Annotated in this window: 17 protein-coding genes; 14 read left to right on the top strand and 3 right to left on the bottom strand. The window is 36.6% G+C overall.

All coding sequences use genetic code 11. The features are described 5' to 3' along the window. The first annotated feature begins 313 nt into the window (after positions 1 to 313). Positions 314 to 1,051, top strand: a complete 738-nt coding sequence (locus AsAng_RS11475; RefSeq protein WP_264792925.1) for a hypothetical protein — start codon at positions 314 to 316, stop codon at positions 1,049 to 1,051. 108 nt (positions 1,052 to 1,159) lie between these two features. Here the strand turns inward: AsAng_RS11475 and AsAng_RS11470 are convergent, their stop codons facing one another. Together AsAng_RS11470 and AsAng_RS11465 are read right to left on the bottom strand one after the other, a co-directional pair. Beyond that, a complete protein-coding gene (locus AsAng_RS11470; protein WP_319993642.1) occupies positions 1,160 to 2,851 on the bottom strand; it encodes an AMP-binding protein in 1,692 nt (563 codons plus the stop codon). 191 nt (positions 2,852 to 3,042) lie between these two features. Then, on the bottom strand, positions 3,043 to 5,100 hold the full coding sequence (locus AsAng_RS11465) for a tetratricopeptide repeat protein (protein WP_264792924.1): 2,058 nt from the start codon (positions 5,098 to 5,100) through the stop codon (positions 3,043 to 3,045). A 326-nt stretch (positions 5,101 to 5,426) separates the two neighbouring features. Here AsAng_RS11465 and AsAng_RS11460 point away from each other — a divergent pair, with 326 nt between their 5' ends. From AsAng_RS11460 to AsAng_RS11415, 10 genes are all read left to right on the top strand, one after another. Continuing rightward, a complete protein-coding gene (locus AsAng_RS11460; protein ID WP_264792923.1) occupies positions 5,427 to 5,996 on the top strand; it encodes an L-threonylcarbamoyladenylate synthase in 570 nt (189 codons plus the stop codon). A gap of 182 nt (positions 5,997 to 6,178) precedes the next feature. Further along, positions 6,179 to 7,600, top strand: a complete 1,422-nt coding sequence (locus tag AsAng_RS11455; protein WP_264792922.1) for a CCA tRNA nucleotidyltransferase — start codon at positions 6,179 to 6,181, stop codon at positions 7,598 to 7,600. A gap of 188 nt (positions 7,601 to 7,788) precedes the next feature. After that, entirely contained in the window at positions 7,789 to 8,337 is a 549-nt protein-coding gene (locus AsAng_RS11450) for a 5-formyltetrahydrofolate cyclo-ligase (RefSeq protein ID WP_264792921.1), read from the top strand. Between the two features lie 61 nt (positions 8,338 to 8,398). Beyond that, positions 8,399 to 9,169: a type 1 glutamine amidotransferase domain-containing protein gene (locus AsAng_RS11445; RefSeq protein ID WP_264792920.1), complete on the top strand. Its 771-nt coding sequence runs from the start codon at positions 8,399 to 8,401 to the stop codon at positions 9,167 to 9,169. A gap of 282 nt (positions 9,170 to 9,451) precedes the next feature. Beyond that, positions 9,452 to 11,728 carry an aconitate hydratase gene (locus AsAng_RS11440; RefSeq protein ID WP_264792919.1) on the top strand — a complete coding sequence of 759 codons (2,277 nt, stop codon included), beginning with the start codon at positions 9,452 to 9,454 and terminating at the stop codon, positions 11,726 to 11,728. Between the two features lie 489 nt (positions 11,729 to 12,217). Continuing rightward, complete coding sequence (locus AsAng_RS11435; protein WP_264792918.1) at positions 12,218 to 12,598, top strand: hypothetical protein; 381 nt, start codon at positions 12,218 to 12,220, stop codon at positions 12,596 to 12,598. Between the two features lie 222 nt (positions 12,599 to 12,820). Beyond that, a complete protein-coding gene (locus tag AsAng_RS11430; RefSeq protein WP_264792917.1) occupies positions 12,821 to 13,270 on the top strand; it encodes a T9SS C-terminal target domain-containing protein in 450 nt (149 codons plus the stop codon). A 139-nt stretch (positions 13,271 to 13,409) separates the two neighbouring features. Further along, positions 13,410 to 13,976 carry a DUF642 domain-containing protein gene (locus AsAng_RS11425; protein WP_264792916.1) on the top strand — a complete coding sequence of 189 codons (567 nt, stop codon included), beginning with the start codon at positions 13,410 to 13,412 and terminating at the stop codon, positions 13,974 to 13,976. Between the two features lie 190 nt (positions 13,977 to 14,166). Next, on the top strand, positions 14,167 to 15,273 hold the full coding sequence (locus tag AsAng_RS11420) for a DUF4856 domain-containing protein (protein WP_264792915.1): 1,107 nt from the start codon (positions 14,167 to 14,169) through the stop codon (positions 15,271 to 15,273). A 159-nt stretch (positions 15,274 to 15,432) separates the two neighbouring features. Next, positions 15,433 to 18,027, top strand: a complete 2,595-nt coding sequence (locus AsAng_RS11415) for a TonB-dependent receptor (RefSeq protein ID WP_264792914.1) — start codon at positions 15,433 to 15,435, stop codon at positions 18,025 to 18,027. Between the two features lie 148 nt (positions 18,028 to 18,175). On the opposite strand, the gene AsAng_RS11410 is transcribed toward AsAng_RS11415, so the two are convergent. Further along, positions 18,176 to 20,005 (bottom strand): 6-phosphogluconolactonase, encoded by a 1,830-nt coding sequence (locus AsAng_RS11410; RefSeq protein ID WP_264792913.1) that lies wholly within the window; start codon positions 20,003 to 20,005, stop codon positions 18,176 to 18,178. Between the two features lie 311 nt (positions 20,006 to 20,316). On the opposite strand from AsAng_RS11410, the gene AsAng_RS11405 reads away from it, so the two are divergent. From AsAng_RS11405 to AsAng_RS11395, 3 genes are all read left to right on the top strand, one after another. Beyond that, entirely contained in the window at positions 20,317 to 21,168 is an 852-nt protein-coding gene (locus AsAng_RS11405) for a fatty acid desaturase family protein (protein ID WP_264792912.1), read from the top strand. A 228-nt stretch (positions 21,169 to 21,396) separates the two neighbouring features. Continuing rightward, on the top strand, positions 21,397 to 21,951 hold the full coding sequence (locus AsAng_RS11400; protein ID WP_264792911.1) for a hypothetical protein: 555 nt from the start codon (positions 21,397 to 21,399) through the stop codon (positions 21,949 to 21,951). A 29-nt stretch (positions 21,952 to 21,980) separates the two neighbouring features. Next, the gene (locus AsAng_RS11395) at positions 21,981 to 23,957 is read left to right on the top strand and encodes a hypothetical protein (protein ID WP_264792910.1); all 1,977 of its coding nucleotides are present in this window, start codon (positions 21,981 to 21,983) and stop codon (positions 23,955 to 23,957) included. Positions 23,958 to 23,960: the final 3 nt, after the last annotated feature.

Genomic DNA, 23,960 nt, shown 5'->3' with positions numbered 1-23,960 from the left:
TTCAGGTTCAAAACCAAGGTAGTATTAGAAGCCTTGGAAGAAGCGTTTAGTTTATCAGACTTGGTAAAGAAATATGACTTAGCTCCAACTCAAATTAGTAGCTGAAAACGTCAATTTTTGGAAGGAATCAAGAATATTTTACAGCGAATAAGGGAGGTAAAGCAGAAAAGGCGTTAAATATCAATTGATCTAGTTGTGAAGTAAAAACGGAAAGAGCCTTAAATTTAGAATTAATGCGTTTGATAGATGAACATTATTTAAAACATCCTCATAAACAAGCAGCTTAGTAATCCACAGAGTATTAACATAAACTATGAAAAAAATAATATATGCTGTTGTTGTAATGGGCTATTGTTGTATGGCTATGGCTTGCAATAGGCAGATATTATTACTCAAAACGGCTCAAAAAATGGAGGGCAATTGGGTCAACAAAACTTATTTAGACAGTTTAAAAATTACAAAATCTCCCCAACGGGCGTACCAAGCTGTAAAAATTCATACCCTTACCATTCGAAAAGATACCTTAATGAATAATCCTACTCAGGTAATTTTGTCTTTTCGGGAAGGGGACTATTGGATGCTTGGAAGAGACAGCGTAAGTTTATTTTTTAGCCATGTTTTTGATACAGAATTACAATTACAAACTAGGTTGTTGTCTAGAAAAAAAATGCAATTAGGGAAGGATATTTTCGTGCGCTATTTTGTTCCATCTTCCTCTACGACTAAAGAAGTTCAGTTGGTGCAAGAAATCTTATTTGTGGGAGTTTATTATTGGGATGGGAAACGAGTGGAGTTTAGCGCTAATGGAAAAATTAGAGGAATGGAGGAGCTTGGGATAAAAAACTACAATCCCGTAATTAATCATTATAATACCAATCAAAAACTAGATCAGTTGTGGTTAAACCAAAGAGAAAATTACCAAAAATATGGCTTTCAATTTAATGATAATACATTGTACATTTATCAATTAAAATGCCCTACAAATGATTTATACTGTTCTGAACAGGCTGAATTAGGACCTTTGTTGTACGAACTAAAGCGCAAAAAATGAGTCCATCTGATTGTGAAAAATGAAGTATGACGATTGTAAAATAATAGAAGTCGTAAGTTGTACGCCTTATGGCTGAAAATGAATAGTGTACAACTTACGACTTACAACTTAAGCTTTTTTGATTTCATCTCGCAAGGCACGACGCAATATCTTACCTACATTGGTTTTAGGCAATTCATCCCTAAACTCAACATGTTTAGGTTTTTTGTATCCAGTGAAGTTTTCAACACAGAACTCTCGAACTTCTTGTTCGGTCAAAGAAGCATCTTTTTTTACAATAAAGACTTTTACTGCTTCTGTTGATTTTGGATCAGGGACACCAATGGCAGCAACTTCTAAAACCTTGGGATGAGAAGCCAAAACATCTTCAATTTCATTGGGATAAACATTAAATCCTGAAACCAAAATCATATCTTTTATCCGATCGACAATCTTAAAAAAGCCACCTTCTAACATCACCCCAACATCTCCTGTTTTTAGCCAGCCATCTTCTGTAAAACTGTTGGCTGTTGCCTCTGGGCGATTATAATAGCCTTTCATGACTTGAGGACCTTTGATTTGAATCTCGCCTCGTCCTTCTCCTGGACCTTGCACCTTGCCATCTTCATCCATGATACGCATATAAGTAGAAGGGAAGGGAAGCCCAATTGTACCAATTTGCACACTCCCAAAAGGATTGGCACTAACAACAGGTGAGGTTTCTGTCATACCATAACCTTCTACCAATTCATTAGCGGTTACTTCCTTCCAACGTTTGGCAACAGGACCTTGTATGGCCATGGCACCACCAATGGCAAATTTAAGTTGAGAGAAATCTAAGGCTCTAAAATCGGCATTGTTTAATAAGGCATTGTATAAGGTATTGACCCCCGTCATCAAACTTGGTTTGGTTTTGCTAATGACATCTACCAAACCAGGAATGTCTCTAGGATTGGGAACCAATACATTTAAGGCTCCAAAATTGGACATACACAAGCAATTGACTGTAAACGAAAAAATATGGTACATGGGCAATGGGGTTAACATAACCTCCTGACCAACTTTTATATTAGCATTTGCCATCCAAGCACTCATTTGTTCCATGTTGGACAATAAGTTTTTGTTGGTCAATACGGCACCTTTGGCCACACCAGTTGTTCCTCCTGTGTATTGAATACAAACCATGTCCTCTTTTTCAGATTGATGCGGAGTAACGGGTTTTCCTGTTCCTGCTTTGAGTGCAGCAGGAAACTTAACCGCTCCAGGGAGGTTAAATTTTTTGACCATTCCCTTAAATTTGAGTACGGTATTGATAATAAAACCTTTTAACCCACCAAACATACCGCCAATGGATGCGGTAACAATATGCTCAACCCCTGTTTCTTTGACTACTTTTTCCAGTTCGTGTGCAAAGTTTTCGGCAATAATAACAGCCTTAACCCCCGAATCGTTGAACTGATGCTTGATTTCTCGGCAAGTATAAAGGGGATTGGTATTGACAGCAATTAATCCTGCTCTCATTACACCAAATAAGGCAACAGGGTATTGTACTATATTGGGCAACATGATGGCTACACGATCTCCTTTTTTTAATCCCAGCGATTGTAAATAACCAGCCATTGCTTTTGACATGCGATCTACATCGCCATAGGTCAGTGTTTTTTGATTGCTTCCAATTAAACAGGTATAAGCAGGTTTATCTTTGTACTTCTTAAGATTATCTGTAATAAAGTTAATTAGGGAAGAATACTGGTCAATATTTACATCATGAGGTATTTCTTTGGGGTAGCTATCGAGCCAAACACGGTCCATTGTAGTCATATATTTTTCTATTTTTTATTAGGATTATTAATATGGGATTGGGTTTTGTTTTTGGAAAAGTAATTTTTTGCAAAAACAAAAGAAAAAGATAGGAAAAATATTCTTTTATTCAATGACTATTCTATTTTTTCTGAAAAAGAATTTGATTAAGGGGTTTGATGGTCTGTGGGGTGTTTGGCAATTTTAGTCCCCTACTTCCCCAATAACATTTTTAAATAGCGTTTGGCCAGTGCTTCATTGGGATTGTATTTTAAGACTTGTTGAAAGTCTGCAATTGCCTCTTGGCGACGTTGAATTTCAACATAAGAAATCCCTCTATTTAAGTGCGCCATCATAGCCTGTTCGGGAGCATATTGCAATACTTTGGTATAATCATCAATGGCATTGTTATGTTTTCTGAGCAAGCTATACGTCACCCCACGATTAAAGTAAGTACTTCCTTTGGTTGGTTTTATTTCTAAAGCTTTGGTGTAATTGTTAATGGCATCGTCAAAATCTTTTAGGGCTAAACGCATCAATTGTTCTGCTTCTTGATGCTTATTTTGTTTTTTTAAAGCCTTAGCCTGTTCTTGTTTGGTATTGCCCCGCATTCCATAAGTATTGCCCATTCCTTCGTAAACATCAGGGCGTCTAGAGCCCAATTTGGCAGCAAGGACAAAATCATCAAACGCTTTGTTGATATAGGTTTGTTGTTCTTGAGGTGTTTTTGCTTTTTCGGAGCGTTTGCCATAATAATTGCCTCGAATACTGAGTGGTTGCTCCATATTTTGTTGTAGAACATTGTCGCCTACTTTGTGCAAATCAATCACCCTTGTCCAAAGCGTTTCACTATCCTGCCAAGTTTCTATCTGAGGAATAGTTTGGGTGCAGAGCAACAGAGCAAAAGCAATTAGTCCTATATAAGTCGCATTTTGCCCATTTTTGGGGACAAATTCATCGACCAATAAAGCTAACATCAAGGCAATTCCAATATAGGGAAGATAGGTATAACGATCTGCCATAATAACCGCCCCAACAGAAACAAATTGCAAGACCAAAACAATCGTTATGAAATAGAAGCCGAGCCCTAGAAAAATACTTTTGGTAAATTTGAGACTCCATACGGCACCTGCTAAAAACAAAAAGACAATAAATGGAGCGACTTTAAAAAACAAACTATCGTCGTAACTTTGTTGATCGGGGTAAGGATAGAACGTACATAGATCTGTTGGTAAGAAAAATTTGATGATATATTGTATGAATCCATAGCAAGCAAATTGAAAGCGTTGCAATAGACTAAAGGTATCAAAAGAATTGATGGCCACTGCGCTGGTTCCTTTTTCTAGCAAACCACCAAAATCACCACCACTTTGAACACTAGCCGCCATCAAACCAAAAAATAGGGAAGCCACAAAAAATGGAATGCTATGTATCCAAGAAGCGGGTTTAAGTGTCTGTGTAAAGGCCTCAACTCCGTTCTTTTTTTGTTGATCCCAAAAGTACAACAAAAGCATTACCAATGGAAAGACTACAGCCATGGCTTTGGACAAACAAGACAGAATAAAGAGGACAAAGGTATGCACTAACCATATAGGAAGTCTTGTTTTTAGATAGTTCCAATAACTAAGCAAGCCCAACAAAAAGAAAAAGGTATATAAAACGTCTTTTCGCTCCGATACCCAAGCCACAGACTCTACATGCATAGGGTGTAAGGCAAAAATAGTGGCGACAAAAATACTTGCTAGTAGATTTTTGCTGCTCAACCGATAAATTAACAACAAGACTAAGAGAGTATTTAGAAGATGCAGAATGATGTTCCACAAAATAAATGGTCGTGCTGAAATTCCTTGCGAACAGCTTGGGCAGGCATTGTTATTCCAACGCATTGTGAGTATGGTTAGAGGATGATAATTCAGCGAAACAGCTCGATGAAAAACATCTCCTAAATCTGTATTATAGGGGGCAACAGTAGTGCCAACACTTTGTGGTTTTCCTTGTAGATTGGTAAAGGCCATAATATCGCTGTCCGAACGAACTAAATTGTTCTCAATGACATAAGTAAAATCATCCCAATCGACAAAGTCATTATCTAAGGCTCCTTTATAGACAAATATTGTTATCAATAGCAGAAAAATAGCAGCAGGTAATAGCTTGTTCAAATCGCTTTTGGTATTTTTCTGTTGTTTGGTTTCTTGACTAGGAGAAGGGGCAGCTTGTTCAATAGGGCGAGCCGATTTTTTATTTTTCTTGTTTTTTTTGGAAGAAGCCATGTTGTTATTGATAAAAAATATAAAAACGCATCTTAATGGATGCTATTAATGCCTTAAATATATAGAAAATAAATTAGTTCTTGCTTAAAGTTGTAGTTAACTACTTTAATCAGTATTTTGCAGCATCAATTACTAAGCGAATAAGAAGCTGTTTTTTGGAGTAATGTTTGAGGAAAATAGCCTTCTTTAACAAGCCATGTGGTAAATGCTAATAAAGGGTAGGGTACACTTTCAACTACTTTTTTCTACTTCAAACCGTTTACTACATGAGCCAATAGGTTGTCAAAAAACAAAAATAAAAAAACTTAAGTATTATCATATAAGCGATGAATTTTACCAAGGACATATCAACTTTAGTTAAAGAATTAGAAGCTGGGAATCTCATTTTGTATCCGACAGAAACCATTTGGGGAATTGGTTGTGATGCTACCAATGAAGCTGCTATACAAAAGGTCGATGCACTGAAAAAAAGAGCAGCAGGAAAAAATTATATTCTCTTAGTTGATAGCCTTGAATTATTGGCTGACTATGTAGATTATATCCCTCCTAAAGCGAATAACTTAATCGCTTTTCATACTCGTCCATTGACCATTATTTATAATAAACCGAAAAATTTGCCATCGTCTTTGTTGGCAGAAGATGGCTCCATTGCCATTCGTGTGACTTTAGATCCCTTTTGCAAGGCTTTGATTCATGCTTTTGGCAAACCAATTGTTTCTACTTCTGCTAATATTAGTGGGCAGCCTTATCCTCAGAGTTTTTCAGAGGTAGATGCTACCATCAAAAAGGGAGTGGACGGAATAGCACAACACAAGCAATACGAACAATCGGATGCCTTGCCTTCCGTTATTGTTAAGGTAGTAGATGGGAAGGATTTAATTTTTATTAGAAAGTAACCCAATCATTACTCCTTTTGAATAATAAAAATGTGTTTTTTTCATAAAATTTAGTCAAAGGAATGAGGAGGCGAAGAACAATTCTTATAACTTTGCGCAAAATTTAAACCAACGAAAGGGAATAAGTACCATTTTAAAATAGACCAAATGGCTACTTTAGATAAACGCTATAGCTTATTAATATGCAAATCGAGATAAAAGAAAAAGAGCAAGAGATATTTAAATTATTGAGTGAGTCCGCCCAAGAGTTGGGCTATCCTGCTTATGTAATTGGCGGCTATGTCAGAGATCGATTACTGAATCGTTTGTCTAAAGATATGGATATTGTTTGTGTGGGGAGTGGTATTGAATTGGCAAAGCGTTTAGCTTCCAAATTAAAGCCCAAACCCAAAGTTGTCGTTTACAAGCGTTTTGGGACAGCTATGTTGAATTTTAAAGATCTGGAACTGGAGTTTGTTGGTGCTAGAAAGGAATCTTATCGCAAAGATTCTCGCAAACCAACCGTAGAAGATGGAACGCTAGAAGACGATCAAAATAGGCGTGATTTTACCATTAATGCCATGGCAATTAGTTTGAATGCGGAGAACTATGGTAGTTTGGTAGACCCCTTTGGTGGGCTTGTTCATCTGGACGAAAAACTAATCAAAACGCCATTGGACCCCAATATTACGTTTTCGGATGATCCCCTTCGGATGATGCGAGCCATTCGTTTTGCAACTCAACTTAATTTTTCAATTGACAAAAGCACCATACAAGCAATCTCTGATCAAAAGGAGAGAATTCGGATTATCTCACAAGAGCGTATTACGACCGAATTGCAAAAGATAATGGCTGCTTCAAAACCATCTATTGGCTATAAGTTGTTGTTTGATACAGGTTTGTTGAAGTTGATTTTTCCTGCCTTGGATGCTATGTATGGCGTGGAATATAAAAATGGTCAAGGGCATAAAGATAATTTTTACCACACCTTGCAGGTTTTGGACAATGTGGCTAAGGTGAGTGATAATATTTGGCTGCGCTGGGTGGCTGTACTGCACGATATTGCAAAGCCATTAACCAAGCGGTTTATCAATGGACAGGGATGGACGTTTCATGGTCATGAAGCTTTGGGGGCTCGTTTTGTACCCAAGTTTTTTAGAAGAATGAAATTGCCAATGGGCAATGAGATGAAATACGTCCAAAAACTAGTAGGCTTGCACCAACGCCCTGTTGTTTTGACCAAAGAGGAGATTACCGATTCTGCCTTGCGTCGTTTGATGTTTGAGGCTGGGGACGATATTGATGATTTGTTGTTGTTTTGTGGAGCAGATTCTACGTCTAAGTTTCAATGGAAGTTGGATAAATATGCCAAAAATCTAAAAGTACTAACGGCTCAAATTGCAGCCTTAGAAGAAAAAGATCGTTTGCGCAACTGGCAGCCGCCTATTTCTGGAGAAATTATTATGGAAACGTTTGGGCTACAACCTTGTCGTGAGGTTGGGCAAATCAAAAATAGCATTCGAGAAGCTATCCTAGATGGTGAGATTAAGAACGACTATCAGGAAGCCTTTAATTTTATGCTTGAAAAGGCAAAAGAGTTGGGCTTGAGTCCTATTAAAAAATGACATTCTTTAATACCCCTTAGGCTCACGCAGTAAAGCATGTGGAAATTTTAATTAGCGGTCTTAATTATGCCGTTTGGGTATTAGATTTTAGGAATCTAAGAACAAGGTACCCTAGGTGCTAATATTCCCAAATAGAATAATTTAGCCTTAGCCTATATTTGTAGTACACAACTTGTCAAAGAGCCAAAATGAAAGAAAAAAAAGACTTAAGAAAACAATTATTGAAGCAGCGAGCCCTATTAAATAGTAAGGACAAAGAGCGCTACGATCAAAAAATTTGTTTGAGCTTGGAGCAACTCATTATGGCTAAAAAATGTGCTACAGTACATGCTTATTTACCCATGGGTGAAGAGGTTAATATTTATCCTTTGCTCCAACGATTGTTAGAGACCAAGATAAGGGTATATACGCCCAAAACACTAAAAAATAGAAAGCTAGAACATCTGGAACTAACCAATTTGGATGCCATAGAATCTGGTCTTTGGGGGACAAAACATCCTATAGCAGCTAAGACCTATGAAGGCAAATTTGATCTAATTATTGTTCCTGGTTTGGCTTTCGACGAAAATAAGAATCGTTTGGGATATGGTGGTGGATATTACGATAACTTCTTAGCGCAGCAAATTACTGCTTATAAGGCAGCAGTGGCTTACCCTTTTCAACTGCTAAAAACAATACCTGTTGAGCCTCATGATACTCCTGTCGATGCTGTTATTTATGATACACTGGTAGAATAGGAGGGGGAAGCACTACTTTTCGAAATAAATTTCCCCTAATGTCCCAATAAAAACTAAAAACATGAGAAAAAGAGTCTTGATTCCTTTGCCAACTTATGGGGTTGATCCTACCGAAATTGCGATTCCTTGGAAATTGATGCACAAAAAAAATTACGACCTTGTTTTTAGTACGCCTACAGGAGAGAAGGGGACAGCAGATCAAATTATGTTAACAGGTAAGCATTTGGGCATTTTTAAATCGTTGTTATGGGCTAGAAAAGATGCTAGAGAAGCATATACTGAAATGGAAAAACAGAATTCCTTTTGCCATCCATTAAAATATAGTGAGCTGAATGCAGCGGATTTTGATGCCATTCTGTTGCCAGGAGGACACGACAAGAAGGTAAAAGAATATCTAGAATCAAAGCTATTACAACAGCTTATTGTTGATTTTTTTAGAGCAGAGAAGCCCGTTGCAGGCATTTGTCATGGGGTTATTTTAATTGCTAGAAGCATCGATCCAGCAACCCAAAAATCTGTTCTTTTTAATTATAAGACAACAGCTTTGTTAAAACTACAAGAGTTATTGGCATTTAATTTAACCAGACTTTGGATGGGGGATTATTATTTAACGTATCCCGAAACAACAACAGAAGATGAAGTGCTAAGGGTCTTGGCAACAAAAGAGCATTTTTTGAAAGGACCTCGCCCTATTCAGAGAGATACAGCACAAAATCTAAAATGTGGTTTTGTTGTAAAAGATCGAAATTACTTGTCGGCAAGGTGGCCAGGAGATGTTTACAATTTTGCAACCCAATTTATAACAATGATAGAAAACTCTGAAGCATTGTAATGTTATTCTATAAGGATTAAAATGGGCTAAGAATAGAACATTTTTTTTGTGAATATAATAGCGATGAAGTCGCTTATTTTTGATTAGGGCAATTGTTGGAAGAAAATCTTTTGAGGGAGGGATCAGTAGTGATCCTTCTATAGAATTAGTCTAAATAATAAGCCCAATACATTTTTTCACAAAAAAAATGTATTTTCGCAACCATAGCCTTCCTAAAAGGTTATTAATTATAGGAAACCAATAATTAGATTAGTTAATTATATAAAATCATTTTATAGCACTATGGCATTTGACATTGATATGATTAAGAAGCACTATGCTTCTTTGCCTTCAAAAATTCAGGCTGCACGCGAAACTCTTGGAAAACCACTTACTTTAGCAGAAAAAATCTTGTATGCTCATTTAAATCAAGATTCTCCAATTCAAGATTTCAAACGTGGTGAGGATTATGTATTCTTTTCTCCTGACCGTGTAGCCATGCAAGATGCTACTGCACAAATGGCTTTGTTACAATTTATGATGGCGGGCAAAGACAAAGTTGCTGTACCATCTACTGTTCATTGCGATCATTTGATTCAGGCAAAGGTTGGTGCTGAAAGTGACTTGGAAACAGCTAATGATAAAAACGCAGAAGTTTATGACTTTTTAAGTTCTGTTTCTGACAAATATGGTGTTGGTTTTTGGAAACCAGGTGCTGGTATCATTCACCAAATTGTACTAGAAAACTATGCTTTTCCTGGTGGAATGATGATTGGAACAGACTCACATACTGTGAATGCTGGTGGTTTGGGTATGGTGGCTATTGGTATTGGAGGTGCGGATGCTGTAGATGTTATGGCTGGACTTCCTTGGGAACTTAAAATGCCTAAATTGATTGGTGTAAAACTAACTGGTAAACTAAATGGCTGGACTTCTCCTAAAGATGTAATCCTAAAAGTAGCTGGGATTGTAGGGGCTAAAGGTGGTACTGGATTTATCGTAGAATATTTTGGCGAAGGAGCTGTTAGCATGTCTTGTACTGGTAAAGGTACTATTTGTAACATGGGAGCAGAGATTGGAGCAACTACTTCTACTTTTGGTTACGATGACTCTATGAAACGCTACTTGGAGGCAACGGATCGTGCAGATGTTGCTGCTTTGGCAGAAGGAGTTAAAGAACATTTGACTGGAGATGCTGAGGTATACGAAAATCCTAGTGATTATTTTGATCAAGTAATTGAAATTGACTTGACTACTTTAGAGCCTCATTTGAATGGTCCATTTACGCCAGATCGTGCTTGGCCGATTTCTGAATTTGCTAAAGCAGTAGATGCCAATGATTTTCCTTCTAAATTGTCTGTTGGTTTGATTGGTTCTTGTACCAACTCTTCTTACGAAGATTTGACACGTGCAGCTTCTATTGCTAAGCAAGCTGCTGAAAAGAATTTAAAAGCAAAAGCCGAATTTACAGTTACTCCAGGTTCTGAGTTAGTACGTTTTACCGCAGAACGTGATGGTTTGTTGGACAATTTTGAGAAAATTGGCGGAATGGTGTTGGCAAATGCTTGTGGCCCTTGTATTGGTATGTGGGCACGTGTTGGTGCTGAAAAACAAGAGAAAAATGCAATCATCCACTCGTTTAATCGTAACTTCGCTAAACGTGCAGATGGTAATCCTAATACGCAAGCTTTTGTAGCTTCTCCTGAATTGGTGACGGCTATGACAATTGCTGGAGATATGAAATTTAATCCATTGACAGATACTTTGATTAATGAAAATGGTGAAGAAGTAAAATTAGATCCTCCTACAGGGGATGAATTACCTGTGAAAGGATTTGATGTAGAGGATGCTGGTTATGTTGCTCCTGCCGAAGATGGTTCAGGAATTAATGTGGTTGTTAATCCAGAATCTAAGCGTTTACAGCTGTTGACTCCATTTAAGCCAATGAACCAAGAAGAATTAACAGGCATGCGTCTGTTGATTAAGGCGAAAGGGAAATGTACAACAGATCATATTTCTATGGCTGGTCCTTGGTTGACGTACCGTGGACACTTAGAGAATATTTCGCAAAACTGCTACATTGGTGCTGTAAACTTCTTTAATGAAGAAACGAATAACGTAGCTAATTATGCAGCTAGTAATGAGCCTGCTTATATGCCTGTTCCTGATTCTGCGATCAAGTATCAACAAGCAGGAATTGGTACGGTTGTTTTTGGTGAAGATAACTTAGGGGAAGGTTCTTCTCGTGAGCATGCTGCTATGGAGCCTCGTTTCTTGGGAGTAAAAGCGGTAATCGTAAAATCATTCGCTCGTATTCACCAAACAAACTTGAAAAAACAAGGTATGTTGGCGTTAACTTTTGTTAATCCTGCTGATTATGACTTGGTTCGTCAAGATGATAAAGTAGATATTTTAGGTTTTGATACTTTTGAAGAGGGTAAAAACTTAACAGTAGTACTACATCATGCAGATGGTACAGAGGATTCTTTCGAAGTAGCGCATACGTATAATGCTGCTCAAATTGAATGGGTAAATGCTGGTTCTGCATTAAATAAAATTCGAAAAGATCAAGGTTTATAGGATTTATCCAACTTGAAATAAATCATAAAAAGCTTTCTACTTGATAAGAGTAGAAAGCTTTTTTTTTGTAGAAGATTTAGAATTTAATTCCAAAACAAAAATGTTTAGAATAAAGGATTAATCTAATAGCATGGCGTTTTGAAACGAAGGTTGTTTTAATTAATCTTTGAAGCAGTTGGAAAGAAAATAGGAATGTGTAGCAAAAAAAGTTGATTATCAATAGTATAAGGCAGGCAAGGCAATCTTTTAGGATTAACCAAAAAATAGATTTTTTGAAATATGTCAACAATGGATATATGAGTTTCATTATTGAAATGTATTAAAATATATTCAATTTGTATCTTGTTGATAAATAGCGCCTTCTGTTTTGGGTCGGTTTTGGACTAAGGCTTTAATACCACTTGGTTTGGTATAGTTTAGACCCTATGATTTTCGCTATTAAGTATTTATAAATGTATTTTTTTTGAAAAATTAGATAATATCTACGCAATGTACACGAAACTTAAAACACTTTTAATCGCATTATTGTTCACAACATTTTTTGTAACACAAGGATTTGCCTCAAATAGTTTTTCGCCACCTCCAGGAGAACAAGAGACTTTACAGTTTATTATCTATTATGAAGGTGATATATTAAAAACAATGAATAATAAAAATAGTGTGTTGGGAACGTTTACGGAGATTTATGAACTGAAGGTCGTTGAAACGATAAAAATGGATGAGTTTAGCGAACGAGTGTTGTTAGAAGTAGGAACTAAGGTAGATGAACCTGTAGAACTAGCCAAAGAAATATCGCTTGCCGATAATGTTCTGATGGTTGAAGTTTTAAATCCAGTAGTAGAGACCCATAAAGCTGAAGTTATAAGGTAGCATTTTTTTACATCTAGATATGAATATATGAACATATCTATTGTTGTGTGCAAAATAAAAATACAAAGAAAGCGTAATCGATTATTCCAACTATATCATTGAAACCTATCTCATTCAATACAGTAATGGCAGAATTGGTTTCATCCAAAAAGTGGCGATTCAATAGCTTAAAAAAAACTTAATAACAACAACTATTTTTATTCATTTATAATTTAATATACGATGAAAACTTTAACTTTTTTATTCACATTCTTATTATTTATTAATACTGGATTTTCACTCGATACACCCCAACAAGAAGACAAAATGGTGGCAGTTGTCCTAATGATGGACGATGGCGATGATCAAGAAATTATCAGTACAATTTATACTTCTTTAATGGCAGCAGAGAAAGTAGCCAAAATTTTAGAAGTAGAACTTATCGCAGAAGATGAAGTAAACGATGATGTTTTTGTTTTTTCATTAAAAACAGAGCAACAGAAAGAGATTGCTTTAAAGATGTTTGATGAGGAAGGTTACGAATTGGCAGCTAACCGTGTACTAAAATTAGAGTCGGGTAACAATTACAACGCATTAAATGTAAAAACATTGGAAGATGGTACCTATAAGTTTCAAATTACGGATGAAACAGGGGCAGAGAAAACAACTACTGTAACCATCAATCGCAAGTAATAACAAATCCATGAAGAAGGGCTGTCGGTCTTTCTGACAGCTCTTCTTAATAAGGACTTCAAGCAAAGCTAACCTTCATTTCGTGCTTTGAGCTATCTCATCGTTTTAGATCTAAATTTTTATTAATTTTTTACAAATTATGAAAACAATTTTTTTACTTATTTTATTGAATAGTACTACTGTTTTTGCGCAGAACTTAATACAAAATGGCAACTTTAAGCTGGGCACCAACGAATGGCAGCCGTTGATTGCTTCTTCTAGAGTAACAATAGAAAAACAAGCAATTGAGCACAGTAACTATGGCGATTTGTATGGTTTGCCCGATAACTATATTGAGACTAGCTTTGTAGAATTAGATCAACAATCAAGCCTTGAGCAAACCATTAAAACGACTCAAACCAATTATACCTTAACTTTTGCTTATTCGCATCGTCCGAATGCTGGGGATAAGAAATTGATTGTGGTCGCTGACAATCAAGTGATCTACCAAAAAACGATTAAAAATAATAAAGAAGAAGGCAGTTTTATTTATCAGAAAGCGCATTTTAATGCGACTAACAGTCATACAACATTAGAGTTTTATATTGAATCTATCGAGGGGGCAGCAGATAAAGGTGTTTTGATTACGGATATATTTTGTGAGGAACGAGTCAAATTAGATGAGATATTGGAAGCTCGAAGACAACAGAGGTATAAGGTTAAATAACCGATTCTATTATAAGATATAAGAGTTGGTTTTATATGTTAAAGTAAAGCAACTTTAATCTATAAATTAGCACTTTCTACGCTATTGCTTAACTTTGTGAAAAAAACTATTTTTTATCCTTCTGAATTATAGAATACTCGTCTGTTGTATCGTTCAGAAAAAAAAACGAATCTTTATCCACTACACCATTATGAAAATCCGTATCCAATCCTTACTCTTTTTGAGTATGATCCTTGTTAGTTTGTCTGCCTGCCAAAAAATGGCAAATGATTATACAATACCAACCAGTTATCAGTTTGAAAATGTGAACTATGATCGGCAGAAAGCAAGAATTAAGATGTTGACTGAATTAACCGATTATGCTAAGTCAGCAGGGGATTATAGTGTACCGCATGTCAGCAAGCAAATCATGCTTGATATGTATCGCAATACCAATGCTCCTTTCTCAGAGTTAGATTTAAATACTACAGGGGTAGAGCTAAAGAACAAAACTAATCCAGCTATCCAAGACGAAATAGAGACCTATATTTCTGCACTAGATTCAGCAAGTAGATGCCTCAATGTTACTGCTTCCGTTGGTTTGTCAGGAATCATGAGCAGTTCCACTACAAATAAGGGCTATTTATTGAATGGAAATGGCATTGAATTAGCCGAAATAATTGAGCAACTATTGGTTAGTGCTTGTTTTTATTATCAAATTACAGTGGTGCACTTAGGCGAGACAAAGATGAATACAGATAATAAGAGGGTATTTTCTGGCCGAGGAACTAATATGGAGCATTACTGGGATGAGGCATTTGGTTATTATAATGTACCGACTAATTTTCCTAGTAACAATTCTAACTTATCTTTTTTAGGAGCTTATTCCAATAAGGTAAATGCCTATGTTGGATCTAATTCTAGGCTTATGGATGCCTATTTAAAAGGAAGAGCAGCAATTTCTGCTAGAGATTACGATACCAGAGATGAAATGCGTCAGTTGCTACGAATAGAAACCGAAAAATTGCTTGCTGCCACTGCCATTTCTTACCTCAATGATGCTAAGAAAAACACTTCCGATCTTGCTATCTATTACCATCATTTAACGCAAGCTTATGGAATTATTTCAGGGCTAAAATATGGAATGCAGAAAACATTATCCAATATAGAAATCAATAACTTACTGGTAGTGCTTGCTGGCAGTGCTGATCCTCTAGAGGCTAATCTTTATCTAACAACGGCTTCTGATATTGATGATGTCATTGATACAATAGCCAATTCTTTTTCTACGCTAACTCCTTTTAAAGACAGTCTATAAACACCAACATTGTTTTCACAGTAAACAGCTCAAATTAGCTATGCACATTGTTTATATCAATAGATGATGTGGGGAGATATTGCCTAATCTGAGCTGTTTACTTATAAAGAACAGTGCATAACTTTATTGGTTATTAGATGCATTAATCCATAAATTGAAATGAAAATTTTTTGTAGTATAATACTAATCTTTTTTTCTTATAGTTTTGTTTTTGGCTGGACCGAAATTAATGGTGGTATAAGAGGGATTGTCACCAATGCTGAATCAGGGCAGGTCATACGAGGAGCTACGATTAAACTGGTGCCTTTTGAGGGCAATGGAAAAGAAAAAAGGTCTTTTTCTAAAGATGCAGGTGAATTTATTTTTACAGATATTAAGCCTGGTGTTTATAATTTAGAGTGTACCGCCTTTGGGTTTAAAACAACTCGTATCATAGGAATTCAGGTTCGTGAAGATCGGACAAAATTAGCTTATTTTAAACTGTCAAGAGGATATGCCGCAGAGGTAACCAATATTTATAGTTATGCTGCATTAGCCGCCAAACAAAAAACGGCCATTGAAACAGGAGCGAGCACCACAGAATCTATAGAAAATACACCTGCTACTGTTTATGTGGTCACAGCGGAGGAGATAGAACAGCAAGGTTATATGGGAATCAATGAGTTGTTGAGAGATATACCTGAGATTGAAATTCAAGACCGTTATGCTTCTCAGGATTATAATTCTGTTTCTGCAAGAGGGGTTCATGGCAATGAAAAAGTCTTAATTTTGATTGATGGAATTCGTTATAGTAGTATGGTGAATAGCAAATATGCGCTGCTCGAAAACTACAACATTCGCTATGCAGAACGAGTAGAAATAATTTTGGGGCCTGCTTCAGCGCTTTATGGGGCAGATGCCTATATGGGAGTCATCAATATTATTACCAAAGAAGGTAAAAAAGGCGAGCAGTTTTCATTGACAGGAAGTTATGGTATGAATCATACAACCAGTAATGCTTTTCAGTTTGGCGTTGGAAATGACGATGTTTCTTTCTCTATGTCAGGTGGGTTTTATTATTCGGAAGGTGCAAAATTAAATGACTATTATCTGGATGAGTTTAGGTTTTACAACAAAAAATACCTGCAAGATGGAGCTATTTTAAATAGTCCTGTCGATCAAGAAGGAAATATGCAGACGCTTCCTATTAAGCCGTTTGATATGAGCCGTTTTGCTTACTTTGTAGAAGGTAAATTAGAGTTCAAAAAGTGGAAAATTGGTATTTTTCATAATCAAGAGCAACATAGCAGTGCCGTTAGCACCAAATCTCATTACTCTCCTTATTGGGCAGAATCTAGGTTTGGGAGTTCCTTAACAGGACTAAATATAGAACATGTGTTTTTGCCCAAAAGATCTTCAAAATGGACCTTAAAAAGTGTTTTAAATGGCACCTTGATGTTTACTCCCACCAATAGTAAATACATCAATGCATTCTCGAATTATAAAGATGCCTACAGTATCGGTTCTGATTTTGGGGTTCGTTTGACAGAGACCTTTAATTATAAAATTAGCAAGCGACACAAATTAGCATTTGGGATGACGATGCAACATTCCATCACACTGCCCAAAAGTGATGATGTGCCTCATCAAAATAACAATCCTTTTTTGCCTTTTTCTATGGCAAATACACCAGATTACGATATTTATTATTTAGGAACAGACTATACAGATTTGGACGGAAATAGCCTGAAAATCTATCAAGACTTTTATTATATCCGTAGAATTATATTGGGAGCTTTTGCCGAATATCGCTTGAACTTAAACAAGAAGTTCCTGTTGACCTTAGGTCTGAGATTTGATCAAATTATTGACATCAGTGAGTATTCTCCCAATAAAGAAGCACGTGCTTATAATACATTGAATCCTAGGTTGGGGCTAATTTACAAGCCTTTTAATAATTTTAATATAAAATTATTTTATGGCGAAGGATTTTTGCAACCAGCGCCAGAACAAAAATACGAGCATTTTGGCACCTTCTTTCCCGTACAAGATGCTGCTGGAAACAATACCCACATTACAGGCGGATTCTGGCATGTTCCCAATGAGGATTTGTTGCCTGAAAAGGTGCGTACAACAGAATTTTCTGGAAAATATGGAAAGGGAGATTTTTCAATAGGATTAAATACCTATTTTAATTTGATAGAGAATGCTATTGTTTCAAGGACTAACTATGAAAAACCTATGTTTGTGGGGATTCCTGCTACTGCTACAGAACAATCTGTTAATAGTGATATTCCTACCATTACTTATGGGACAACCTTAAGAGCAGACTATCGTTTGGTGTTTGGTCAAGAGGAACAAGTTCAATTAAAAATCCATGCCAGTTATAGCTATGCCGATGGAAAAATGGAAGGGCTAGAATACCTACCATTTACAGCCAAGCATACTCTGAAAGCAGGTTTGTTGTTTCAGTGGAAAAGCTTTAGCATAAGCAATAATATTCTATATCGTTCTGCTAGTTACAACAATGGATCTATTGACATTGATGGCGAATTAATACAGGCAGGCAATCCTGCTTTTGTTGTTTGGAATCTATTTGCTAAATATAGTTTTGCCAAACAGAAAAAAGCAAAGGTAAATCTCTTTGTTAAGGTCAACAATGTGCTAAATAATCAATATTACCATACAACCGATAATTCTACGATTTCTTTAGGAGCATCACCACAAGACCCCATTCGTTTTATTGGAGGCTTTACGGTAGATTTTGGAGGGTAGTAGACCGCAATAAAAATCGTTCTATTGGCTCCTTAAGTACATTATCTTCAGTGATAGAACTCTATGATTTTTAGGTTTTAAGTCGTATGTTTTGCTATAGACAAAGCATACGACTTAAAACTTTTAGGGCTAGTTGCAACCTAGTGAATTATGCTTTTCGTTTTGCTTCGGCACGTTTTATAAAATCAATGATAATTCTCGTAGACTTTTCAGGGTTGACCATGTGGTACAAATGTTCCCTAAATAAATCATCTTCATCTGGGTTGGTCACATCAATCACCGTTATATTAGGCGTTTTGTGCAACTGAGGAGAGAATTTAGCAATGGCATCTTTTTTACTCTTTAAAATCAAGATTGGGATATTGTGTTTTGCCATATTGGGCATTGACTTTTGCTTGTCGTGCGATTTAGACTCTAACAAAGCAGCATGCACTTGTATGGCAAAGACTTTGGCTGGAAGTCGGCTCAAGGCTCGTTCAATTGGAATTCTATCTAAATGAGGAACCGATTCCAAGTTGGTCATCAGGTGCAAGATTCGTTCTTTTACCGCTTGCCATAATTTTTCTCGCATTAAGGAATCTTTTCGTATGAGCCAATCTGTCAATTTAATACCCCTTTGGCGAACTCCTTTTTTGGTGTCTAGCGGAACCAAACGACGGAGGGTCATTAACATGGTTTTGACACCAATGTTTTGACGAAACGACACCGCAGGTAATAACACATTATCTAAGAAACCAACAAAGGCATGTTTGGCGTGTTCGCAAAAGAAAGGATTGGAGCCTATCCGACCATACAAATAGTGTTTGACGCCAGGTAGTTGGTCATAATCTCTGTCCATGAGCATAAAGTAAGTATTTCCCATAGAATGATCAAAGATATAAACAGGATGTCCTTTTTTTCCAAAATAGCTAATCACCTCGTCAATATTTTTGACCACATGATCAGAATAAAGACTAGGAGGGAGGTCATGAGGAATAGAGCCATAATGCATGGCAGTACCAATATAATCGTGGGTAGGCAAAGCCGTTAGGATGCTATCAAAAGAGTTGAGACCTAAAAAGCCATGAATGAGCAAAACTACTGGCAGCTTTTCTGTGGCATTGGGGTCATAAGGCTTGGCAAAGTCAAGCCGAATCGTACTTGAACCATAAGGGGTTTGACGAACAATTTCTATCTGAGGCCAAGTCAAAGCATGGTCGTCAATAAATACAGTCATTCGTTCCCTTACTTGGTCAATATGCCTCAAAAAACTAGGGCTTTCGTTGACTTTTCCCCAGCGATAATACAACCAAGCCAGTGGGCGGCGCTTATCGGATTTGGTGGCCAAAAACGCAATTCGTTTTGCCTTTGCCAAAAATTGAGGTGTTCCTGTTAATTCTGGCTCTCCTAAATCATCTACTATAATAACAAGCTCGTTAGAATCAAAAGCTTCAGAGTTTCTAGAAATACCAGCGACTCTACCTGTAGGGTCAAAACTAAGGAAGACATAATCGTAACCTACTTTATTGTTTTGTCTTAAATAGTCTCTTAGGTTGGTATTAAATCCAATGGCATATTGTTCTATGTTCTCTCGATCCAAACTTCGACCTAATATCTGATCTTTGGTGATGAGCCCCTTGCGTAGCATCTTGGTCAATAGGGCACGGGCGTCCATGACCCCTTCTAAGCCCCTTTGGCGTTTTAATCTAGAATTAGTAAACGTAAAACGAATTAATGAAGAGCGTTTTATTTCATGAAAATGTTCTAAGATATATTGATAAGCACCAGCAGGGGATTGCCCATGTGCCAAGCCTACTAAAAATTTCTGACCTAGCGAAGTAGTTGCGTTGGCATAATCAATAAAATCTCGCCCTACTGCTGCATCAAATGCTTCTTTGGATTTAAAATAACGAGTATTGGGAACGGCAAGCTCGTTAGTTTTGTCAATCTTTTGGGAATTATTTAATGGGGTAAATACAAAAGATTTATTCTTTGTCATGTTCTTTTTCTTGATTGTTTTGGTATTAACAACTCCAATTATACTCTTTTTTTTTGATAAATCAAGCTCAAAAGTTCATTAATAGGGCAAAGAGCAAAAAAGGATGCAGCAAAACGCAAAATAATTGATTCTATTAAATCTGTAACCTGCTACTTTCTGGAAGTATTGCTATATTTGACCATGCACCATTAGTAGAATCCTTGCACTTTTGAAATAATAAAGTTAAGCTGAAATGCCTAAGAGCTGCATTTTAGTTGGAAACCAGTGGTTTATTAATATAAGAAACAATTTTAATAGGAAAAAGATTAGAAATGTTATCAAAAATAGAGATACGACAACAATTTGGACAACAAAGCAATTGGAAAGGAGGCTTAGTTGTAACTAGAGATCTAATCTTTTTGGGGATGGCATTGGGGATCGCTTATTATTGGGGACAGCATTGGTGGCTTACAATTTTATTAATTTGGTTTATTGGTATGATTCAGTTTGCTATGGGAGAATCCTTACTGCATGAAGCGAGTCATGGGAATCTATTTAAGACCAAAAAAATGAATGTTTGGGTGGGAAACTTAATCGCATACGCTATATTAACTACCTTGGACGAATGGCGAACCGAACATCAAACCCATCATGGGTACTTATTATCAGAACAAGACCATTTGACGCAAGATTATATTGATTATCGATTATATAAGGGAATCCATCCTTTTATTACATGGATTTTACAACCTTTATTGGGGTGGGTTGGATTTCATTGGTTACGAAGCGAACTAGGGGGACTTTTTAAGCACAAAGGTGTATTGTTATTTTATGCCATTTTATTGGTGTTCTGTGGGTTGACCAATAGTTTTTCTTTCTTGTTTTGGTACTGGATAATCCCTCTAATTTGGGCTTATTCTTCAATTCTTTATTGGTCAGAAATAACCGATCATTATCTCGCTAAGGCAGCAACACGCTCCAATACTTCTTTCTTTTGGAATTTTATGTTTCACAATGGCGGCTATCATTGGGTACATCATGAGTATCCTTATATTCCTTGGTATTTGTTGAAAGAAGCAGATGAGCTATTGAGCCCGACAGATAGCCCGATGGATCGCACTAAGGGCTGGTGGGAAATGTATCAAATCATGTTGGAAGATTATAACAGCAAGCATCTGGTTTAAGCCCTAATTTTTAACAAAAGCCTGCTTTTTTACCCCAAAAAACACTTACACAACAAAGAACAACACTTATACAATGAGGTTCTACACTTACTCAAAGTGCTAGAAAAGGCTCCTTTTATCCCCTATCTTTGTGTTGTTCCCCACCAATAAATTTAGAGTAGCAAGCATAAAGGAAATAACATTTTATTCCTAGGCTATTCTATTGCATTCATTCAAGTAAATAGATCGATGAAAACAAAGTTAAAAAGTCCCAAAGCAGTTGAATTAAAATTCGAAGCTTACAAAAAAGAATTTATTAGGTTGATGAAATTAGCTCCTCAATCCTGTGCTACAGCAGAGCAAGCCGTTTGGTTTTTTGCCAACGAGAAGCATCAATTTCCTGATGGAACAGTGCATCCTTTAGTAATGTTGTGTACAGCAACAATGCCATGGGAGATCTTTGCTAAAGCAGCAGTTAAAGAGAACAAAAAATTTACCTTGTTGGGCAAAGCTTATTATCAAAAGTTGCCGACTAGCAATAAGGCTACCTTGCAGATTAATGTTGAAAAGGGGAGTGCGAAGGCAGATAAAATTAACAAAGCAGCCAAAGCGCTACTCAATAAAGCGAATGTGCAGTTGGTTGTAGCCAAAGCAGCTCCTGCAAAAAAAGAATCTGAAGAAGAGGAAGATACAACGCCACTTGCTGCTCAAGAGCCTGCTGAAATTCTTCAAAAAAAGCAGAAGGCACAAGCCACTTTTGCCACTTTTAGTAGCCTAATGCAAAAATTAGGAATTCAAGTATAAGCTTTTTTATAACAACAACTAAATTAATAATGTCAGATAAAAATTATCAAGAATTATATCTCAAAGCACGCAAAGTTTACGAGGCAGCAACGGTTGCTTACAAAGAATTAGTAGCGCATGCGGATGTCCTAGAAAAAGATCAATTAAAAGCTGCTAAAGTAGCGATAGAAAAGGCTAAAAAAACTTGTTTGTTACTGCAAAAAAAAGCTAAGAAGGACGTTACCGTTAAAAAACAGTTGCCCTTAAAGATTGCCATTGTAACGACCGATACAACTCCTTCGGGCAATTCGAATCCTATTGTTATTTCGGATAAAGACGCTAATTTTTCCATCAAAGTAAAGTTCCGAATAGAAAATATGTCTTGTCCCAAAGAACTAAACATAACAGATCCTTGCAAAATCCAAGAACGTGATCAACAGTTTTATTTAAGTATTTGGCAAGATGGCAAGCTAGTAAATCTTTCTAGTCAAACAAAGGTGAAAATTGTTCAGACACAAGTTGCATCTGAAAACGATAATACCATCAATATTGTTGAATACTCTGCTGTTATTACTCCTCCTGTTCCAGCTGGGAATGCTTCACATCAATATACCTTAAAGTTTAACTGTAAGGGAATAAATGGTATCGTTGCAGCACCCAATATAGATTATTTTACCTCAAAAGTAGGAACTACTCAACCTCCTAAAAAGGAAGTAATTGAAGGGTATGAGTTGAAAATTAATATCGATCCTCCTACTCCTAAAAATGAGTCAATATACTTTTTTGATAAAACTAAAAAAGAGTTGGGGGCAACTGAAATCCCTTTTAAAGCAACGATAGAAAATATCATCTTGCCTGCCAAAGATAACTATGTAGAAATTAAGCTGGAATCTGAAAATGTTCGAACGGGGGATACGAATGAAATTATCAACCAACAATTGGTGCAAACAGAAAAAGCTACCCCTATTTTGGATAAGAATGGAAAAAAAACAGGGCAATGGAAAGGTAAGAATGTCGTAACCGTTACGGGAACAATCCAACTAGATCATACTTTTGAGCCTAGGGAAAAACACCAGGTTATTTTGTCTTGCAAAAACGAACAAGGGTATGTTGACTTTAAACAGTTAACTTTTATTACGCATGGACAGTTATGTTATGATATTATCATTACGGATGAAGATTATGAGCCTGTTACAGTAGAAAATGGCATTGTGGTAGGATATACTGCAAAACGAATTATTACCAAAAAGTATTATCCTCAATGCAACCAAGGAGGAAATATCATTTATTATAATGTATATGAGCAGAATAAGGGGAATCTAGAAAATAAGAATCTTCCTCAAATTTTAGGTAATGGACAGGGAATTCCTAGTCGTGCTAAAAGACCTTGTGATTTTACGGCTGCCCGCAATCATTTTTCGATCAACCTAAAGGCGACTGATTTTAAAGTCAAACCATTAGTTTGGTTGGTCAACTCTACCAATACAACAACTAAAAATGAAAAACCAACGATTAATACGGAATCTAAATCGCTTGGACGGGTACAATTTAATTCAGGATTGGCTTCTTTTATAAATACTGGTACTGCAACAAAAGCAATTCGGGACGCAGTAGCTGGCAGGGGAGGTTCCTTTGTTAGAGATACTTCACCTTGGACAAATAGCAGTACCAAACAAGTTGTTGGTCCCAATGGAAATACCATTAATATCGTCACCGATCAACGAACAGTGGTCTCTACACAAGTTACGATTGAAGTAACTGTCTTTACAGGAGCAAGAGGTTGGGGGGGGAACCCTGCAATTATGAGTGATAGAATTGAAGCAATACGGAAAGTGGTACCTAATGTTACCCTAACGAAGAGCAATCGAGGGCGTGCTGTAGATGGTGTTGCATGGTTAGCAACCGATGCAGAGAGAGAGGGAGTAAAAGATAATCTAGTGAAGTTTGATCTTGTCACAACTGTTGTTAGATCTATCCAAACTAGAACAACAGTAACAATCCCTCCAATGGGGCCTGAATGCCCTTAAATT

Source organism: Aureispira anguillae (assembly GCF_026000115.1).
Classification (GTDB): domain Bacteria; phylum Bacteroidota; class Bacteroidia; order Chitinophagales; family Saprospiraceae; genus Aureispira; species Aureispira anguillae.
Note: the sequence above shows the minus strand (reverse complement) of the source record. Positions and strands in the feature narration are given on the sequence as shown.

Excerpts from the sequence above, each read along its gene's own strand:
- AsAng_RS11475 (WP_264792925.1), top strand. The coding sequence starts at position 314 with ATGAAAAAAATAATATATGCTGTTGTTGTAATGGGCTATTGTTGTATG.
- AsAng_RS11470 (WP_319993642.1), bottom strand. The coding sequence starts at position 2,851 with ATGACTACAATGGACCGTGTTTGGCTCGATAGCTACCCCAAAGAAATA.
- AsAng_RS11465 (WP_264792924.1), bottom strand. The coding sequence starts at position 5,100 with ATGGCTTCTTCCAAAAAAAACAAGAAAAATAAAAAATCGGCTCGCCCT.
- AsAng_RS11460 (WP_264792923.1), top strand. The coding sequence starts at position 5,427 with ATGAATTTTACCAAGGACATATCAACTTTAGTTAAAGAATTAGAAGCT.
- AsAng_RS11455 (WP_264792922.1), top strand. The coding sequence starts at position 6,179 with ATGCAAATCGAGATAAAAGAAAAAGAGCAAGAGATATTTAAATTATTG.
- AsAng_RS11450 (WP_264792921.1), top strand. The coding sequence starts at position 7,789 with ATGAAAGAAAAAAAAGACTTAAGAAAACAATTATTGAAGCAGCGAGCC.
- AsAng_RS11445 (WP_264792920.1), top strand. The coding sequence starts at position 8,399 with ATGAGAAAAAGAGTCTTGATTCCTTTGCCAACTTATGGGGTTGATCCT.
- AsAng_RS11440 (WP_264792919.1), top strand. The coding sequence starts at position 9,452 with ATGGCATTTGACATTGATATGATTAAGAAGCACTATGCTTCTTTGCCT.
- AsAng_RS11435 (WP_264792918.1), top strand. The coding sequence starts at position 12,218 with ATGTACACGAAACTTAAAACACTTTTAATCGCATTATTGTTCACAACA.
- AsAng_RS11430 (WP_264792917.1), top strand. The coding sequence starts at position 12,821 with ATGAAAACTTTAACTTTTTTATTCACATTCTTATTATTTATTAATACT.
- AsAng_RS11425 (WP_264792916.1), top strand. The coding sequence starts at position 13,410 with ATGAAAACAATTTTTTTACTTATTTTATTGAATAGTACTACTGTTTTT.
- AsAng_RS11420 (WP_264792915.1), top strand. The coding sequence starts at position 14,167 with ATGAAAATCCGTATCCAATCCTTACTCTTTTTGAGTATGATCCTTGTT.
- AsAng_RS11415 (WP_264792914.1), top strand. The coding sequence starts at position 15,433 with ATGAAAATTTTTTGTAGTATAATACTAATCTTTTTTTCTTATAGTTTT.
- AsAng_RS11410 (WP_264792913.1), bottom strand. The coding sequence starts at position 20,005 with ATGACAAAGAATAAATCTTTTGTATTTACCCCATTAAATAATTCCCAA.
- AsAng_RS11405 (WP_264792912.1), top strand. The coding sequence starts at position 20,317 with ATGTTATCAAAAATAGAGATACGACAACAATTTGGACAACAAAGCAAT.
- AsAng_RS11400 (WP_264792911.1), top strand. The coding sequence starts at position 21,397 with ATGAAAACAAAGTTAAAAAGTCCCAAAGCAGTTGAATTAAAATTCGAA.
- AsAng_RS11395 (WP_264792910.1), top strand. The coding sequence starts at position 21,981 with ATGTCAGATAAAAATTATCAAGAATTATATCTCAAAGCACGCAAAGTT.